The sequence below is a fragment of the Rhizomicrobium sp. genome (assembly GCA_037200385.1).
GTDB lineage: Bacteria > Pseudomonadota > Alphaproteobacteria > Micropepsales > Micropepsaceae > Rhizomicrobium.
This window is the reverse complement of sequence record JBBCGL010000001.1, coordinates 4,026,254-4,042,931: the sequence shown is the minus strand read 5'-3', so window position 1 is coordinate 4,042,931 and position 16,678 is coordinate 4,026,254. Positions and strand designations below refer to the sequence as shown.

At 63.7% G+C, this 16,678-nt stretch carries 16 protein-coding genes; 2 read left to right on the top strand and 14 right to left on the bottom strand.

What is annotated here, in order from left to right; genetic code table 11:
- Positions 1 to 7 precede the first annotated feature (7 nt).
- The gene (locus tag WDM91_19380) at positions 8 to 1,156 is read left to right on the top strand and encodes a hypothetical protein (protein MEI9996770.1); all 1,149 of its coding nucleotides are present in this window, start codon (positions 8 to 10) and stop codon (positions 1,154 to 1,156) included.
- Positions 1,157 to 1,204: 48 nt separating this feature from the next.
- Here the strand turns inward: WDM91_19380 and WDM91_19375 are convergent, their stop codons facing one another.
- The 6 genes from WDM91_19375 to WDM91_19350 form a co-directional block, all read right to left on the bottom strand.
- Positions 1,205 to 3,325, bottom strand: coding sequence for a nuclease-related domain-containing protein (locus WDM91_19375; GenBank protein MEI9996769.1), 2,121 nt, complete (start codon positions 3,323 to 3,325; stop codon positions 1,205 to 1,207).
- A 60-nt stretch (positions 3,326 to 3,385) separates the two neighbouring features.
- The gene (gene rlxS, locus WDM91_19370; GenBank protein MEI9996768.1) at positions 3,386 to 5,353 is read right to left on the bottom strand and encodes a relaxase/mobilization nuclease RlxS; all 1,968 of its coding nucleotides are present in this window, start codon (positions 5,351 to 5,353) and stop codon (positions 3,386 to 3,388) included.
- Positions 5,354 to 5,601: 248 nt separating this feature from the next.
- Positions 5,602 to 6,225 carry a lytic transglycosylase domain-containing protein gene (locus WDM91_19365; protein MEI9996767.1) on the bottom strand — a complete coding sequence of 208 codons (624 nt, stop codon included), beginning with the start codon at positions 6,223 to 6,225 and terminating at the stop codon, positions 5,602 to 5,604.
- Positions 6,213 to 6,710 (bottom strand): S26 family signal peptidase, encoded by a 498-nt coding sequence (locus WDM91_19360; protein ID MEI9996766.1) that lies wholly within the window; start codon positions 6,708 to 6,710, stop codon positions 6,213 to 6,215. Before WDM91_19360 ends, WDM91_19365 begins: the two co-directional genes overlap by 13 nt.
- The gene (locus WDM91_19355) at positions 6,707 to 6,928 is read right to left on the bottom strand and encodes a helix-turn-helix domain-containing protein (GenBank protein MEI9996765.1); all 222 of its coding nucleotides are present in this window, start codon (positions 6,926 to 6,928) and stop codon (positions 6,707 to 6,709) included. The genes WDM91_19360 and WDM91_19355 overlap by 4 nt, the downstream gene beginning before the upstream one ends.
- Before the next feature lie 196 nt (positions 6,929 to 7,124).
- Entirely contained in the window at positions 7,125 to 7,448 is a 324-nt protein-coding gene (locus WDM91_19350) for a DUF736 family protein (protein MEI9996764.1), read from the bottom strand.
- 828 nt (positions 7,449 to 8,276) lie between these two features.
- Here WDM91_19350 and WDM91_19345 point away from each other — a divergent pair.
- Positions 8,277 to 9,206 carry a hypothetical protein gene (locus WDM91_19345; protein ID MEI9996763.1) on the top strand — a complete coding sequence of 310 codons (930 nt, stop codon included), beginning with the start codon at positions 8,277 to 8,279 and terminating at the stop codon, positions 9,204 to 9,206.
- A gap of 46 nt (positions 9,207 to 9,252) precedes the next feature.
- On the opposite strand, the gene WDM91_19340 is transcribed toward WDM91_19345, so the two are convergent.
- From WDM91_19340 to WDM91_19305, 8 genes are all read right to left on the bottom strand, one after another.
- Complete coding sequence (locus WDM91_19340; GenBank protein MEI9996762.1) at positions 9,253 to 10,953, bottom strand: ParB/RepB/Spo0J family partition protein; 1,701 nt, start codon at positions 10,951 to 10,953, stop codon at positions 9,253 to 9,255.
- A gap of 86 nt (positions 10,954 to 11,039) precedes the next feature.
- Positions 11,040 to 11,981 carry a zincin-like metallopeptidase domain-containing protein gene (locus WDM91_19335; GenBank protein MEI9996761.1) on the bottom strand — a complete coding sequence of 314 codons (942 nt, stop codon included), beginning with the start codon at positions 11,979 to 11,981 and terminating at the stop codon, positions 11,040 to 11,042.
- A 392-nt stretch (positions 11,982 to 12,373) separates the two neighbouring features.
- Entirely contained in the window at positions 12,374 to 12,748 is a 375-nt protein-coding gene (locus tag WDM91_19330) for a hypothetical protein (protein ID MEI9996760.1), read from the bottom strand.
- Positions 12,749 to 12,808: 60 nt separating this feature from the next.
- On the bottom strand, positions 12,809 to 13,216 hold the full coding sequence (locus WDM91_19325) for a nuclear transport factor 2 family protein (protein MEI9996759.1): 408 nt from the start codon (positions 13,214 to 13,216) through the stop codon (positions 12,809 to 12,811).
- Between the two features lie 37 nt (positions 13,217 to 13,253).
- Positions 13,254 to 14,444 carry an MFS transporter gene (locus WDM91_19320; GenBank protein MEI9996758.1) on the bottom strand — a complete coding sequence of 397 codons (1,191 nt, stop codon included), beginning with the start codon at positions 14,442 to 14,444 and terminating at the stop codon, positions 13,254 to 13,256.
- Between the two features lie 3 nt (positions 14,445 to 14,447).
- On the bottom strand, positions 14,448 to 14,942 hold the full coding sequence (locus WDM91_19315) for a DUF3237 domain-containing protein (GenBank protein MEI9996757.1): 495 nt from the start codon (positions 14,940 to 14,942) through the stop codon (positions 14,448 to 14,450).
- A 24-nt stretch (positions 14,943 to 14,966) separates the two neighbouring features.
- Positions 14,967 to 15,689 (bottom strand): alpha/beta hydrolase, encoded by a 723-nt coding sequence (locus tag WDM91_19310; GenBank protein ID MEI9996756.1) that lies wholly within the window; start codon positions 15,687 to 15,689, stop codon positions 14,967 to 14,969.
- Positions 15,690 to 15,792: 103 nt separating this feature from the next.
- On the bottom strand, positions 15,793 to 16,662 hold the full coding sequence (locus tag WDM91_19305) for an aldo/keto reductase (protein MEI9996755.1): 870 nt from the start codon (positions 16,660 to 16,662) through the stop codon (positions 15,793 to 15,795).
- Positions 16,663 to 16,678 lie beyond the last annotated feature (16 nt).

Here is a 16,678-nt window from a genome sequence, read left to right as displayed (position 1 = left end):
CGGGCCGTTGGATATTGCTCCCATCCGAGAAGCGGTGCAGCGCGCGATCGCGCCCTTGACCGCCGCCACGCCACAATCCTCCGCCGCGAAGGACTTTCTCTTCACGGGAAGGCGGATGGCCGCACGTTTGCCAGAGTACTATCTGGTCTACTTCCTGCTCGTGGATTTGCTGGGATTCAAGAACCTCGGCCAATTCGAGAAGATCGCCTGGTCGGTTCCCGTGGACCTGCGGGGCCGCGCGTTCCTGATCGAGCATCGCAAATTTGGAATCGGCGTGTTCGGGGGCGACGCACCTACCGACGAGAACGACGCGGCCGAGGTGGCGGAACTGATCCGGCGCGGCGTCAAGGCGGCTGAGCCCTATTTCACTTGGCGGGCTGCGGAGGCGGTGCGGGCATCCCAACTCAACGTCGTGAACAAGGCCGGAGAATTGTTCGAGCGCTACCGCTATTTTGCTGACCGTTACAAAGAGGTCCGCGCGGAGGCCGAACGCCGCAAGGATGAAACCATTCGGACCGATATTCGTCCGAATGCCTGGACCATCTCGCGACCAAGCGTTGCCTTGCGGCGACAGGCAAAATGGCTGGCACTTTCGACCATCGAAAGCTTCTTTAGCTGGACCGAGCACGTGTTCATTCTCTTGGCGATCCTGCAGAGCCGCTGCACGACCGGCGACGAGGTCGCCAAGCTCGCCTCGGCGAACTGGGCGACGAAGTACAAGGCAGGCCTCGACCTCACAGACGTGGAAGACAAGCGCTTCTACGGTGAGCTGATCGCGATCCGTCGGCAGCTGCGTAATTTCGTGGCGCACGGCGCTTTCGGCAAGGATGGCGAAGCTTTCCTGTTCCATTCCAATTGCGGCACCGTCCCGGTTCGGCTACCGCACCAAGAGGACGCGGCGTCTTTTCGCTTCGGTCGCGGCATCGAATTTGTCGATCACGATGCGATCGAATTGTTGGAGGCCTTTGTCGCCCATCTGTGGTCGGGCGCCCGCGCGCCTGCCAAGCTCTACATCCAGGACCACGGCATGCCGCTGATCCTGACCATGGCACAGAGCGGCGAGTATCAGGCCGCGATGGTTTCGGAGGAAGCCATGACAGCGTTCTCCGATCACCTCGGTCAGCTGATGGATCGCTACTCCAACATGGATTTCTAGCGGCGTCTGGCCCCGCGTTTGCGGTGGCGTCAGTCAACGATGCGCGGACTAATTGCGGCGATTGCGCCCCGCCCGGACACCGGCGACGAGCTGGTCTCGTTCGTGCTTCTTGCGAAGGGCCGTGACCATCCGCGCCATCTGCCGTTCTTTACGCAGCACGGCGATGTTGGCGCCTGCGAAGTCGATGAGCGACTCCGTGGTTGGAGCTGTGCGGGTGTACTCATGGGAGACACCAAAGGTCGTGGGTCCAATACCGAACTGCAGCTCTGCGACGGACATGTGCGCGCGCATGAGCTCGATCTGAAAAGGCGATTGCAGCTGGCGCAACAAATCTTTCGGGGTCGGCACATCGCCCTCCCAGTAGGATTTCAGCACCGAGCGATGGAGGAGACGGTGTTCCTTCGGCAGCCGGTGCGCCGCCACCTGCCGCAGCGTTCCATTTTCGAAGAACCACTTCAGCGCCGACGCATCGGTGAAGTACACGCCATCGATTCCACCTGGAACTGCAAAAGGTAGCGAGTTCACCACGCAGGGGACGACCTCCAGCGTCAGAGCATGCGCCCCGATATGCGTCTCCAAGATGTCGGGATACGTCTTCAGCGCCTGCACGAGGCGCTGAACCTGACGGACATGCGATCGTGTCTCGCGGTCGAAATAATAGGCTTGCATCGGATCGTGGCCCGATAGGCTGCGGTTCTTGCACTCCAAGACAAAGAGATAGTCGCCACACACCACAACGGCATCGTACTCAAACTCCTCGCCGCCCCGGTTGGCTTTGAACGCATACACCGAGAGCCCAGGCTGCGCCTTCAGGCGACGCCTTGTGTCTTCCTCGAAGGCCTTGCCCTTGCGGGCGAGAGACACGCCCAGATTGGCGATGGCGGAGAGCGTAATGCGCGCGAGGTCGGCCGGCATGATCGCGGCACCGAACAGGAGGTAGTTGCCATCGGCAGTTCGCAACAGCGGGTGGTCGAAGAGATCCCAACTCTTGCGACCGAAGGTGACACGGTTGACGAAGACGTTTGCCGCCTTTGCCGACAGACCGCAGCGTTCGAGCACCGCCAGCAGCTCTGCCGCGTCGAACATGGGCAGATAGATGGGGTTTGCCTTTTGCGCTTCGCGCTCGGCCAAAGCGTGCAGCACCGCATAGCCGCGTAGCCACTCGACGACACGGAGACCGCCCGGCCGTTCGTCGCTCGCCAGAATGTCATAGGCGAGGATTTCACAGAGCGAGACAGCGGCATGGCCCTCGCGTTCCGATACCATACTGCCGCGGCCAATCGGCAGCGGGTTGTCGATCCCCTTGCCCGCCGTCGCCAGCGGTGTCTGGGTCATCATCTCCATGAACGTCTGCACCAGGCGGTCGTTGAGCCGTTCGTTGGCGATGTAATCCAGCTCTTCGGCGACCGAGCCTGCGGGCATATACTCGACCACCGCGGTCAGACCGTTCGCCGCCGAGGTCATGTCATGCTCGCTCAGCTCACCACCCCAGTAGCGAAACCGCGTCTCCGTGCGCAGCCAGCGCCGCCACCAGTTCGCCAGGTGGGCGGTGACGTCCGAGAGGCGAACAAGGTCCTCGGAGGCCACCGGCAGGGCGGGCAGCACCAGCCGACCCTGGAGATCGAACCACCCCGCGCCATGCGCCTCCATCTTGAGAGTCATGCCCATGACATCCACCATCGCGGACAGCGCGCCGTCCGCGTTGAAGGAAATGCCCTGATCGTCCTGCAGCATGAACGTCGGCGAAAAGGTCTTGCCCTTGCGCATCGCGCGATCACTCGCGGCGACCACCTGCTTGTAGAGCTGCTCCACCGTTCTGAGCAGTCCGGCAATCCGCTCCGCTGGGGTGAAGATCGCCACCGGGCTCATCGCCAGAGTCGTCAGGATGCCGCGATAGCCCGCTTCGATGCGGCGGAGATCGTGCTCCAACGCAGCGGCTTTCTCCGCAAAGTCCTTTCCCTGACCGGCCGCGAAGGCGCGCAGCCCAGCGAGAAAGGCGTCTCGCCGCAATTCGCGCGCCTTGTCGGGCCTCTGCACGATGAGCGCCGCGCACCGCCGCAGGTGTCCGAGCAACTCTCCGAAGCAGGCGTCATCGATGGCACTCGCCAATCCGGCCTCCAGCAGCGGCCAGGACAGTTTGTTCAATGCCTCTTTGACGAGCGCTTCCATCACCGAGCCTCCGACCCGGGGTTGCCTTAAGGGGCGCGGGTGATAGCCGATGGCGACGACTCATTCAATGGCGGGGCCGCCACGCTGCCGACCCAGGGTCCAAGAGATTGTTTCCCCGCGCGAAATCCCCGAGACCGTCTGTCCGAGTCTGCGTTCCAGGACCGGGCGCCACGGGACCAACGTGAAATCCCGTGCCTTCTCGATCAGTGCGAATCGGCCACTCGCCAGGTCCACCGCGCGGCGGTAGACGCCCTCGATGCGGTCACCCGGTTTGGTTTCGCTGTACATCAGGCCAAGCTCGGCGGAGAGCTGGCCCGCCACACGCGTAAGCTCGCGCCGCTGCAGCGACGCTAGCAGGTCGGCGCGGACCGTGAACGCGCCGTTGTCCTGGCGCGCCAGGTCTTCCGCCATCAGCCATTGGCGCCGGCGCTGGAGCGCGTCGCGCACCTCGCGCCCAAACCCGATGGTGGTCACCGCTTCCGGCTCGCGGGCCACGATCTGCTTGTCGAGCCAGGTGACGCCGTCGGCGCCGATCTGCTGCACCAAGGGAGCACGAGACAGGGTTTCGATACGGACCGGGACCAGCCGGGCGCGGTCATGTTCGTACGCCTCGACCTTCGCCAGATGGTCAGGCCCTATCTGCCAGCTACCGTCTTTTTCCCGGATGGCAAATCCGCCGGCGCGGCGCATCGCCTCCAAGCGCCGAACATGGGCTTGCGCGAACTCCACGGAGGCGGACGGATCGCTCCGCAGATGATGGTCGACGCTGTACCGGCCAGCATTGTCGGCAGCGATCTGCGCGACCGTCCGGTCGACGTCGCGAATTCCGCCATGCGTAGGCTCGATCGCGACCAGCATCCCGCGGCGAATCTCTGCCGCTTCGTCCGCCCGTCCAATGTCGACGTAGTGCGCCCGGCCGTCCGTGCCGTTGAGCACCAGATAGGAGCGGTCATTGATCTCATCGGAGAGACCACGCGCGACCACCTCCCCGACCAGTCTTTGCGAGACGCCCGCGTCCTGCACGGAAAGCTGAGAAGGATCGAGCGCCACGCCGTGCGCCTGCAACGCGTGCTGAAGGGTCTTGATGATGTCGCCGCGCTCGCCAATCCGGCGCAGTACGTCTTCCATATTCGGCGCCAAGCGCCAGCGACCCGTCTCGATCTCGTCCGCGAGTTCCAGACGCGCGAGTTTCTGAAGGCGAGCGACGAGAAGCGTTCGCTCCAACGGCGAACCGCGTCCGCTTGACGCGTCGAGAATGCCTTCGTCGTTCGTGAGACGCAGGAGGCTTCGGTCCAGGCTGGTGAACCGGTCCTGTTCGACCTCGTTGCTCAGCCTGGCTTCGATCTCGTGGTCGGGGCGCGGACCAAGGTCGAAGGCCACAATCTCCGCTGCGCGCTCGCGCATACCCTGGCTGATGTAGTCGCGGGCGATGATCAGATCCTCGCCTTTGTTGTCCTTGCCGCGCAGCATCACATGGGTGTGGGGATGGCCGGTGTTGAAATGATCGACGGCCACCCAGTCGAGCTTGGTGCCCAGATCGGTCTCCATCTGTGCCATCAGGCGGCGTACGAAAGGCTTCAGGTCTTCGTACTCGGCGCCATCCTCGGCCGAGACGATAAAGCGAAACTGATGACGGTCGCCCGCCCCGCGCTCCAAGAACGCCTTGCCGTCGGCCCCGACCCGCTCGGCGTCATAGAGCTGCCCCGGCTGACCGTCGCGGGTCACGCCGTCGCGCTGGATGTAGCGTAGATGCGCTTTGGCCGCCGCCAGCCCCTTGCCGGCCAGTTTGACGATGCGCGATTTGATGATCACCCGGCGGGACCGGAGCGCCGCATAGCGGTCGCGGGTCGAAAGCATTCGGCCGATGCCGCTGCCCCGCCCCATCCGGCTTCCGGTGAACGCCCGCGCGGCGCTTCGCGGGCCAGCTAAGACGGATGCATGCAGGACACGCTGCAAATAACTGCGCCCGCGCTTGGACTGGCGGTTGCCGATCTTGCCCGGCCTCGGCTCGAAGTCGTCGTCGCGCATCGCAGTCATTCCTGTCGTCGCGACCGACGCTGCGCGCTTTCGGCCTTGCGTCCAATCGGTGCCATTGCGGTGAGCGTTCTCAAGAGCTTGCGACGGCGTGGTGCCATGACGGTTCTTGTTGGCACTACGGATTCTCGATGTGCAGACTGGCAAAACGGTGCCGATGGTGCCGTTGCTTTATCTTGCCTTCGCGTCGACCTCTCCGCTTCGGTTCCTGACTGTTGCTCACGATGGATGTCGTTTCTGGCTCAGCGCTGCGCGGCGGACAGCATCACAAATAGAGAGGACGCCGAAGCCCCAGCTGTAGTGTTTGTTTCATGGGCGCGATTGACAACGAACAGCGCACTGGGTGGCGTGTTCGGAGCGCCGCCTTCAGAAAGAGGTGACGACGCTCTACCGCTTAAATTCGTGCCGGTAATCCCTGCCACATACGTCGAGGTCGCGTGCGGAAGCGGCCGTCCGCGGTTCAAGAAGTCGTCGAGTCGCGACGGCCCGGCGTTATAGGCCGCGAACAGATTGGGGTAGCCGTAGCGCTGATAGAGTTCATGAAGATAGGCTGCGCCTGCGAAGACATTGTCATGGGGATTGTAGGCGTCGGCTCCGAATCCATAGCGCGCACGCAGCGCTTCGTAAGTCTGTGGCATGATCTGCATCAGCCCCATTGCGCCCGCGCTTGATGTGATGGGACGACCATTCAGCGTGGTCATGCCACCACTTTCCGTTGCCATCACGTGGGCGATCCACGGCTCGGGAACGTCAAAACGACCCGACGCGGCCGCGATAATGGGCTCCCAGTGCGCGATGGCAGGTGGCAAATCGCTGGGCTGCGCGGCACACAAAAGACAGCCCAAAACTGTGCTCAATGCGTCCATAGCGGCACCAACTTTCCGAGGATGGCGGTGGTGGAGATCGGCCCGAAATAGCGTCCGTCGAAAGATTGCGGCACGTCGGGATTGAGCAGCAGAACGGACGATTGTGTGAGCGTCTGACACCCCGTCCATGCCGGCAGCGGACGATGATTCCCGTCGGCAGTGAGGCGAATGACGGCGACATGACCGTTGATGGTGATCGTGTCGCCACGCGCGCAGATGCGATCATGCGCGAGAGCCGCAACGTGTTTGACCAATGGTACGCCGAACGGGAGATAGCCGCGACTTGCCGCGAACTGCTGGATTGACCGTGATGGCAAGGCGAGAACGAGATCGCCGCGGTGAAGCGTTTCGCCTCTCGCGGCTCGGTAGAGACCGATGGGTGCGCTGGCGGTCGCGTTCCAGACAAGACGCGGTGTCTTCGGTCCGCCGTCTGCGATCAAAGCACAGGCCGCAAGGGTGGCGATGACGGTTTGGCGCGCGCTCATTTGGATTGCGCCTTCGACCAGGCTTCGAGATCGTCGATGTGATAGAAGATGTAGCGTCCGTGATGACGATGGCTGGGACCGCGCCCTTCCATACGCATCTTGACCAGCGTGTGCGGCTTCAAACCGAGGAAGTACGCGGCCTCCTTCGTCGTAAGAAACGGAGAACCTTTTCTCGCCTTCGCTGCGCGGAGGGCGGTATCCTGCGCCGTGTCGTCCATCGTCGCCTCGTCGTGTCTGTCGCGAGTGGACGACGGAGGACCGCCATCCCCCGAAGACGACGATAAGTTCTCCCGCGTGGCACGCGTACCGGCGAACGACATGGCCCTGCGGTTCGCCGGATGATGGGTGAAGAAGGATCAAGCGCGACGAAACCCCGCGCCCGTTGCCGGACGCGGAGCTTCGTGAGAGTGCCGATCAATCGACCGGATTCCAGATGACTGCGAACACGTCGTCGTCATCCTGTCCGGCGGCGCGGCCGAGATTGGCGTAAAGCTTCGAGCGTCCCAGAGCGGGATCGGCAAAGCTCAGCGACACGTAGTTCTCGCCGCTGGTCTGGCCCTTTTTGATCCAGCCCGCGCCGATCTCGACGTTGCCGGAATACACGCGATAGTCGGGTTGCGTGTCGCCATTCTTGCTCGGATTGAGCAGGATATCGATGGGGGCGCGGAACGACAGCGTCTTGAGCTGACCCTTGAAGTTGCCGTCTTTCTGCTTCGTGACATGACCGATGGCAGGCATTGTTCGTCTCCATTTGCTCGCGGGAGACTATTCTCCCTTGCGATGGCGGACCGTTGATGGGCGGGAGACGGGCACCCGAACCCAGTTGGGCCGCAGCGCAGCGGAGGACCGGAGCGAACGGGAAATTTGGAGCGCAGCGTCCGCGAGGAGCGCGTGAAACGCGCGGGGAAATTTCTTAGGCGCGATGGTTTCGGAAGGACCGGACCCGCCCATAGGTCTTGCGCCACAGCTAAGGGAGAAGATGGTCCCGCGATCCGGAGACGATCACAATGCGCTCCGGTTTGTTGCGGCAGAAGGCAACGTTGGGCGTCGAACGAGCGGTATCAATAACGCGTCCATTGCTGCGGAAATCCGAGGTGGTGACGCGGCCTATCGCAGTTTTCCGGTGCCGACAGGCTGCGCGGGATAGAAAGGGTCGGACCCACGGCGAATGTCGCCAGCGCATACGGCCCTCACGCACTCGATATGCCAATCCGGCTGCGCCGACGGACACCGCAAAGACCGTTCGCGATCTTGGGTCCGGGCGGTGACCCGGGCTAGAACAAGCTCTCCTGCGAGATCGGCGGGGCCTTCTTCGGCGTGTTCGGGTTCGGCTCTTTGGAGGCCCTACCTGCGCACTGGCCCGAGATGTTGGCCCCCGGCGCCATCGTTTCAGACGTACTCGGGCACTGAAACCGCCGCCGCAACGCCGAATCAGGAATGGGCACGCGCGGATTCTTGACAGCGCATGGAATTGTGGCAGAACCAGTGCCGTCACGTTTCGTGCGTGACGCCGCGTGACGATGTCATTCGCATCGCACGCCTATGATCGCAAACCGGACACTGTCCATGACCACATCGCACCGCGATGGGATGACCGCGCATCCCATCAACAAAGTCATCCAGCTCAAGAACGCGACCTGTCCCTATTGCGGACGGCCCTTCTCGGACGATCTGCCCTTCACCAAGGAACATGTGGTCGGCCGCAGATTTGTGCCCAACGGCACGCTGCACGGCATGCCCAATCTCCTGCTCAGGGCCTGTGCGCCGTGCAATGGCGCCAAGTCCGATCTCGAAGACGATATCTCGGTGATTTCGATGCATCCGGATGCGCATGGCCGCTTCGCGGTCGACGATGCGCGGCTGCGCGAGGCCGTGCAGCGCAAGGCGAACAAGGCGATCAGCCGGCGAACGCGCAAGCCGGTCGCCGCCGGCGATCCGCCCCTCATCATCAAGGGAACGATGGGACCATCCGTCAGCATGACGTTCACGATGCATGCGCCGCCGCAGGTGGATGAGGCTCGTCTGTTCGCGCTGGCGCGCGCGCAATTAATGGGATTCTTCTATTGGCTGACCTACCAGCCCGCAGAGGCGCGCGGCCATTGGTGGGTGGGTGAGCATTTCCCGCTGCTGGCGATCCGACGTCCCGACTGGGGCAATCCGCAACTGCGCTGGTTCGAAACGCACACCAAGACCTGGGCAGGCCGCCTGATGTTCGTCACGGCGGACGGCTTCTACAAGGTGTGGATACGCCGCGAAACCGAGACCAGTCTGGTGTGGGCATGGTCCATGGAATGGAACCAGAACTTCCGTCTGGTGGGCTTCTTCGGCGATCCCGAGGCGATCCAAACGCATATCGCGGCGATGCCCGCCCTGGCGATGGACACGCTGCATGAAGCGCCCGGCCGATCCTTGCGGATGCGGCTCGACACGCCCTTGGCGCAGAGCGACGATACACTCTTTGCGTGGGACTTGGACGAACCGCTGGAAGCGGCCTGAACGAAGACGGGGCGGCGCGGACGCCGCCCCGTCTGTCGTCGCGTTGCTATTCTGCGGCGATGGGCATGGCGTCCATGCCCACATCGTTCTCATGGGTGACGCTGCCGAACTGCATCCAGCGCGGCAGCCAACCTTCCACTTTCGCGCGGCCATTGGTGCCGGTCAGGTAATCCCGCACGATCTGCTTCTGGGTCTTGGCCTTCTCCGCGACATTGGCCTTGGCAACCGCGTCACCGGCGATTTCGGTGAGAAGCGCATTGACCGTAGCGCGGTCGCGGATGAGTTCGAAGAACACATCATCGGGTTGCCAATGCGTGCGTGCGTCCACGGCAAGCCGCGCACCCACATCCTCCACCACATCGCTGCCCGATTGCAGCGAGCGCGCCATGAAGAACGCGGCCACGCGCATCACGTCCGCATCGGACAAGCCGACCAACGCGCCGAACACATCGCAGGTTTCGCGGCGGACGAAGACCTCTTCGTCGTCGCCTTCCTGCCAACCCAGCAACGCAGTGACAGCGCGTTCCTCGCCCGCGAACGCGGCTTGGGCTGCGCTGGCCTCGATGGTGGCGCGGATAGCCGGATTGCGGGTCGTCTGCGGATCGGGTTTGACGCTCCAATTGCCCGCCGACGCGGCCATATGCGCCACTGCCAAGCGAAACGCCACGCTTGGATGGGCGATCAAAGCCAGCCGGACCACGACATGGCGATGCAAGTCCAGATAGTTCTGCAATGCTTGGGTGATCACGGCACCACCGTTCGGCGCGCCCTCCTTCTTCTCGCGCTTGTTGCTGTCGCCCTCGGCCTGTTTTGCGAGCTTCTTCGCCTCCTTCTGGCTCAGCCAGCCGTCGAAGATTTCGACGGCACCGTCATGGCTGACGGCGATGAACACCTTGCCGCCCTTCTTCTTGGGCACCTTCACATGTTCGTATTGGGCGAAGCGTGAACCGACTTCGAGGATCACGACTTCGCTCCAACCAGATTTGAGCAGCGCCTCGCGCTTGTCCGCGATGGCGCGGTTCTGCAACGCCCAGAACAAATCCGCATCAGCAAAGAAGCTGTCCTCCCCGAACAAATCCTCCACGATCTGGCCCGTGTAGTCGGCCAGCTTGAACAGCGCATGGGACGTGGCGATCTGCTGGCCTCCGAACAACCATTGCTTCAACTGCCAGCCGCGCGGGGCATGTTGGTGCGGATCGTTGTAGAGCCGCAGCCATTTCCGCTGCTGCGTCGGGGACGCCATGGTCAAGTGACGCACGGTCTCGTCATCAATGTCCTCGGCGCGATAGGCATCCCGGATTTTGGGAAGCAAATTGCCGAGCGCCAGACGCTGGTTCACCTGTGTCTTGGTCAGGCCGAACGTGGCGGCGATGCCATCCACGGTGCGGCCTTCCTTGATCAGGCGCACGAAAGTTTCGTATTCGCGCATGGGATCGGGATCGCGGCGGGCGACATTCTCCAGAAGCGACAGTTCAATCGCTTCGGCGTCGTCGCCGTCCTCCATGATGGCGCAAGGCGGGGCGTCCACCTCGCCCAGCTTCTCGCGCTTGGCCTTGAGCGAGAACCAGCGCCGCCGACCCGCGACAACGCCAAATTTGCCGTCCTCGGGCCGCACGATGAGGGGTTGCAACACGCCCTTGGTCAGGATCGACGGCAGGATGTCGGAGACATCCGGCGCGGGATCGCGGTAGCGCATATTGGTCTTGCTGATTTTCAGCTTGCTGAACTCGATGTGCTGCAGTTGCATGATGCTCTGTCCTTCTTCTGGAGATGGACCGGCTTCGTCCGTCGGTTTCGAGATCGGGCGGGCGAAGCCGGGCGGTGCGAGGGCACCTATCCGGCCACGCCCGTGGCAGGAATTTCGTTGTCGTTCCTATGCATGAAGGCGAGGATGAACTCGCTCGCTTTGCTGGCTTGGCTGGCGGCATGAAAGATCGCGCGGGAATCCTCTTTGAGGATTTGCAGCCAGTGACACAGATACCCCGCATGGCGGATTTGCGGGACGATGGTCAGATGCGCGCACAGGAACGCACTGGTGAGTTCGGCAATGAGTTCTTCGCGCGCATAGGCCGATGAGCCGAAGCGGTGTTTCAGGTCGCGATGGAGCCGTGTGGGATGCGCCGTCCAGTGCCCAAGCTCATGCAGGGCGGTGCAATAGTAGTCGGCGGGCGTAAGGAACGTCTCGCGAAACGGCAGGCGGATAAAATCTTCGCCCTGATGGTAGAAAGCGTCGCCGCCGCCTTCGACAAATCGCGCGCTCGTGGCAGCGATAAGCGCATCCGCTCCGGCGTTCAACTCGGACGGCGGAACGGGCTTGGGCTTCGCCACGATGTGCGATGGGAGACCATCGCACTGTTCGATATTGAACACGACAAACCGCTTGAGGAACGGCACGACATTCGCCGCCTCGCCCGTTTCGGCAACGCGTTCGCGTTCAGCCTTCGGGACAAAATTGTCGGCGTGGCAGATGGTGGTGCCCTTCTCGCCCCGGCGCACATGCCCGCCGAGGTTCAAGGCTTGGCGAAAAGTCAGCCACTCCTGCGCGGCGTAGCCGCGTGTCAGCACCGCATCCCAGAGGATCAGCACATTGATGCCGGAATAAAATTTGCGGCTCGCGGCACTGCGCGGCATGCCGAGCGGCGCGGTATTGGCTGTCCACGGTTTCACCCATGGCACTGCGCCTTTTTCCAGTTCGCGGGCGATGGCGTCGGTGACGTCTTGGTAGAGATTGGCGCGGGGTGCGCCGTTGTTCGGCTGCTGGGAATGCTGGCTCATCTGTTGCCTCCGGCTCAGACCTCCCGCCCGCAATTCCCCCAAAGCGGGGGTGGGCGGCGTCTTCGACCGGAGAGGCCTGCCGTCAGAGGCGGCGCGCATCCGTCAGGAGCGGAGCGAAGCGGAGCACCCGAAGCGCAGCGAAGGGTTGCGCGCCGCCGCGGCAGGCCTAGAAGGGAGCGCCGCCCACTACCGCGACGGGGAATTGCCCACAAACGACGTCATCGGCCCGCAGGCCGATGGCCGAACCCCTTGCGCCAAGGATCGAAGCCCGAAGGGCCGAGACTGCTGGCAGGCTCGGTTCACGAGAGCCTGGCCGCGGGCAAAGCCCGCGGGGCGCCCCCAAGAATCTGTGCGATTCGCAGAAAACGCCCTTGCGTCCAAGGCCGCCGGGCCTAAATTCCCGCTCCCTTTTCCCCGATTCTGGAGCGTGCCCGTTTCTGCCAAGCATGTTTGACCATCTTTGACGGTGCTACGACACCGGACTTGCGAGGTGCCGGATGAACAATGCCGCGCCTTCCCTGCAGGCGATCTTCGAAATGATGGGCGCAGGTCAGCTTCAGCAAATCGCCGACATGATGGATGCGCAGCGAGCGGTGGCGGAGCCTGTCCTCGCGTTCCAGGTCGGCAATCTGCAGATCGACAAGACGAGCCTGCTTATGCAGGAGGACGCGCGCCTCTTCGATGCCGGCGGCCCCCGACAGCGCGGCATTCCATGCCACGTCCGGCGTCGGGACAGGTCCCTGGCGAGCGATGCCGTCGGCAGTCATCGGCGGCCCCCACAGGCGCGTTGCGTTTCTGAGAGCCGGTTCGGCCGGCCACGAGGCCGCTCAGCTTTCACCGGGAAAAGACGCGCCGAACATGGGAAGACCGCTCTTCGAGGCGGCGCGGGAGGCCTCGTCCTGGATCACATCCCAATGCTCGACCAGGACGCCGTCCACCATGCGGACGATGTCCACGGCGATCCAGTTCGGGGACGATCCGCGCCCCGAGAAACGTCCGTGCATCATCACCATGTCGCCGTCCGCCATCACCAGGCCCGGTTCGTACCTTGCCGACGGCGGCAAGCTCTTGACCAGATTGAACAGGCCCTCGCGGCCCTGTGGAACATGCGCGCTGTGCTGAACGTAGTCCGGCGACCAGGACTTCTCGGCGGCTTCGAAATCGCGCCTGTTGAACAGTGCGTCGAACGCCTCGAGCGCGCGTGCCTTGTTGCTCTGCTCCAACGTTCCCTTCATAGCCCTCTCCATTGCGTTGAACGTGCGTGCCGGCGCGTCATTGCCGCTCGGTACTCAGATACAGAAGTCCGAACAGCGGCAGCGCGCCGCCGAGCGCGACAATGCCCGGCCAGCCGAACCGAAAATACATCCAGCCGCTCAACGCGGACGCGATCGCGCCCCCGACAAAAAAGGTCGTCATGAAGAGGCTGTTGACCCTGCTGCGCTGATCGGGCGCGAGCGCGTAGATCGCGCGCTGTCCGAATACGAGGTTCGCGGACACCGCGAAGTCGAGAACGATCGCGCAGAGCGCAACAACCACGACGTCGGCGAGTGATCCTCCGCGAACCAGCAGGGTCGCCAGGACGGCACCGGCCGCCAGCAGCATTGCCGCGATCGTGCCGCTCCGCGTGAAGCCGTTGTCCGCCATGCGGCCGGCCAGCGGCGGCGCCACCGCCCCCGCGACGCCGGCCAATGCCACCAGAGCGACCCCGCGCTGCGACAGGTTGAATTGCGGACCAGTCAGCCAGAGCGGCACGGCGGTCCAGAACACGCTGAAAGCGCCGAACATGAGGGCGTGGTAGAAGGCGCGGCGGCGCAGAATGGGCGTCGTCGCGAAGATGCGGCCCATGGAGATCAGCAAGTTGCCATAGCGGACATCCGCGGCGGGTTGACGGTTCGGCAAGGCGAGCCATAGCGCGGCGAAAAGCACTGTCAGAAGCCCTGCCGAAATCCAGAAAATCGCCCGCCACGACCACATATCGGAGACGAAACTCGACAGCGGTCGTGCGAGCATGATTCCCAGCATGACGCCGCTCACCACCTTGCCGACCGCCTGGCCGCGCATTGCCTCGGGAGTGACATAGGTGACATAGGGCACGAGCACCTGGACGGCGGAGGCCAGAACGCCGGTGGCGAAGGCCGCGCCGAGAAAAAGTTCGGGTCGCGAAAGAAGCGCGAGCAGCAGGACACAGACCGCTTCGCCCGCAACCAGCGCCAGGACGAGGCGGCGATTCTCGAACAGATCCGCCAGCGGCACCAGCATCAGCATGCCGGCGCCGTAGCCGGCGAGCGGCAGCGTGACCAGAAGACCGACACTCTGCGGTGGAATGCCGATGGCTCCGCCTATCAGACCGGTCAAAGGCTGGGCGTAGTAAAGGTTGGCAATCAGGGCCGCGCAGGCCGTGCCCAGCAGCCATTGCAGGCGAACGATGCTCTCGGCGCTCATCGACGGCGCGGCCGCGGTCATCGCTCAAAGAACTTCAAAGACGCTGTAGACCGGACCGTTCGGCAGGCGGTAGCCGGCGCCGATCGCGAAAACCCGGTTGAGCCAGCCATATTCCGGCGATGCCGTCTCGAAGCGCGGATTGATCCGGAAATAGTATTGTGCGGGATCCACCGGCTCGCCCTTGTCGACCCTGGCCATCAGCTCGGGCGGTCCATGGCGGATGCCTTGATAGGTCATCGCGATGAGCACCCCGTCGGTTGTTCTGAGCACCAGGCGAACGTCCAGCGTCGTCGCACCGTCGTCGCGTATCGTCTGCCAGTCGTTGCCGCCGTCCAAGACCTCGCCCGACAGGCGGTCGCCTTCGAACGTGCCGCCCTGCACGATGCCGACCCGCCGAAACGCCTCGGGCGTCGCGCCGACCACGACGGTCGCCTTGACGTCCGGGCGTACGACAAAGAGCAGCCGCGTGCGGATGGTCTTGAGAGCTTCCGGCAGCTCGATGTTCCGGCCTATCGACATGAGATCACTCCTCCGAGCGGTTGCCTATTGTGCCGCCGCGGCGCGTTCGATCACTTCCGCGACTTCGTCGGGATGGCTGATCATCGCAACGTGCGACGCGCCGGTGATGACCTTCACCTCGCGTGCATGCGCGCGCTCCGCGAAGAAGGCGTGCAAGGCGGGCGCAATGCAAAGATCACCCGAGCCATAGACGAACCAGCTCGGGATCGTCTTCCAGGCAGGTTCGCCCGACGGTTCGATGAAAGCCGCCTGGGTGATCGCCCGCTGCGTTTCCGCCATGAACTTGGCTTCGGCCGGATCGACATCGGCGGCGAACACCGCGTGGAAGCGGTCGGCACGGATATAGAGGTCAACGCCGGAGGTCAGCGGCGCCGGCGCCAACGAATCGGCACCGATGCCGCCGGGAAACTTCGCGCCCAGCGCCGCCGCGCTCTCGCCCTTGTCAGGCGCGAAGGCATCGACATAGACCAGTGCCTTCACATTCGCGATGCCCCTGGCCGCGTTCGTGATGACCATGCCGCCATAGGAATGGCCGACCAGGACGACCGGTCCCTTGATCGTCTTCAGGAGGCCGGCAACGACGTCGGCGTCCGAGCCGACGCTGCGCAGCGTGTTGGCCGGGGCGACGACGGAATAGCCGTCGGTCTCGAGACGCTTCGTCACGCCGCGCCAACCCGACCCGTCGGCGAAGGCGCCATGAACCAGAACGATCGTAACGGCCGCCACGGCGGCGATGCTTGCAGGCATTTTGCTCTCCTGTTGGAACGGGACTCTCTTCTCCCATGTCCCGGGGACCTGTTATCGGATCGCCCGACCGCCTTTGGTACGATTCCAACTTGGACCGCGTCGGTTAGCTAAGCGCCCGCGCAGCGGCATTCAGATCGGCGAATTCATCGTCGGAGAGCGCCACGCCAGCAGCCGCAACGTTGTCCTCCAGATGGGAGACCCGGGAGGTGCCCGGAATCGGCAGGATCACAGGGCTGCGCTTCAGCAGCCATGCAAGCGCGATCTGTCCCGGCGTCGCGCCGCGCGTCTTGGCAATCTTGTTGAGCAGCGAGCCGGGCCGGGCGAGATCGCCGGCCGCGAGCGGGAACCACGGTATGAACCCAATACCGTTCGCCTCACAATAGTCGAGCACCGCTTCGCTGCTGCGATCGACCAGATTATAGCGGTTCTGAACCGTGGCGACATCGAACACGCGCGACGCCGCCTGGATTTGCGCGACCGAAACCTCGCTCAGGCCCGCGTGACGGATGAGGCCGCTGTCGAGCAGCGCCTTGATCGCACCGAACTGCTCGGCTGCGGGCACCTTGGGATCGATACGATGGAGCTGCCAGAGCGCAATCTGCTCCACGCCCAGGCGGCGCGCGCTGCTCTTGGCTTCTGCGATCAGATAGTCGGGACGGCCATTGGGCACCCAATTGTTCGGGCCCGGCCGCGTCAAGCCGGCCTTGGTCGCGATGAGCATGCCCTTGTAAGGGTGCAGCGCCTCGCGGATCAGCCGCTCCGAGACGCCCGGTCCATAGGAATTGGCCGTATCGACGAAGTTCACGCCGAGTTCCGGCAGGTGCCGGAGCATCCGCAGGCATTCGTCGGGATCCGCGGGCTCGCCCCAGAAGCCATCGCCGGTGATGCGCATGGCGCCGAAACCGAGCCGGTTCACGGCGACCGTGCCGCCGATTCTGAACGTGCCGGCCTTTGCCGCGTCGGGAGTCGTCATCGCCAAATTCCTGTTG

Bases quoted from the DNA above. Each gene is read 5' to 3' on its own strand.
- WDM91_19375 (MEI9996769.1), bottom strand. From the start codon at position 3,325: ATGGAAGCGCTCGTCAAAGAGGCATTGAACAAACTGTCCTGGCCGCTG.
- rlxS (MEI9996768.1), bottom strand. From the start codon at position 5,353: ATGCGCGACGACGACTTCGAGCCGAGGCCGGGCAAGATCGGCAACCGC.
- WDM91_19365 (MEI9996767.1), bottom strand. From the start codon at position 6,225: ATGGACGCATTGAGCACAGTTTTGGGCTGTCTTTTGTGTGCCGCGCAG.
- WDM91_19360 (MEI9996766.1), bottom strand. From the start codon at position 6,710: ATGAGCGCGCGCCAAACCGTCATCGCCACCCTTGCGGCCTGTGCTTTG.
- WDM91_19355 (MEI9996765.1), bottom strand. From the start codon at position 6,928: ATGGACGACACGGCGCAGGATACCGCCCTCCGCGCAGCGAAGGCGAGA.
- WDM91_19350 (MEI9996764.1), bottom strand. From the start codon at position 7,448: ATGCCTGCCATCGGTCATGTCACGAAGCAGAAAGACGGCAACTTCAAG.
- WDM91_19345 (MEI9996763.1), top strand. From the start codon at position 8,277: ATGACCACATCGCACCGCGATGGGATGACCGCGCATCCCATCAACAAA.
- WDM91_19340 (MEI9996762.1), bottom strand. From the start codon at position 10,953: ATGCAACTGCAGCACATCGAGTTCAGCAAGCTGAAAATCAGCAAGACC.
- WDM91_19335 (MEI9996761.1), bottom strand. From the start codon at position 11,981: ATGAGCCAGCATTCCCAGCAGCCGAACAACGGCGCACCCCGCGCCAAT.
- WDM91_19330 (MEI9996760.1), bottom strand. From the start codon at position 12,748: ATGACTGCCGACGGCATCGCTCGCCAGGGACCTGTCCCGACGCCGGAC.
- WDM91_19325 (MEI9996759.1), bottom strand. From the start codon at position 13,216: ATGAAGGGAACGTTGGAGCAGAGCAACAAGGCACGCGCGCTCGAGGCG.
- WDM91_19320 (MEI9996758.1), bottom strand. From the start codon at position 14,444: ATGACCGCGGCCGCGCCGTCGATGAGCGCCGAGAGCATCGTTCGCCTG.
- WDM91_19315 (MEI9996757.1), bottom strand. From the start codon at position 14,942: ATGTCGATAGGCCGGAACATCGAGCTGCCGGAAGCTCTCAAGACCATC.
- WDM91_19310 (MEI9996756.1), bottom strand. From the start codon at position 15,689: ATGCCTGCAAGCATCGCCGCCGTGGCGGCCGTTACGATCGTTCTGGTT.
- WDM91_19305 (MEI9996755.1), bottom strand. From the start codon at position 16,662: ATGACGACTCCCGACGCGGCAAAGGCCGGCACGTTCAGAATCGGCGGC.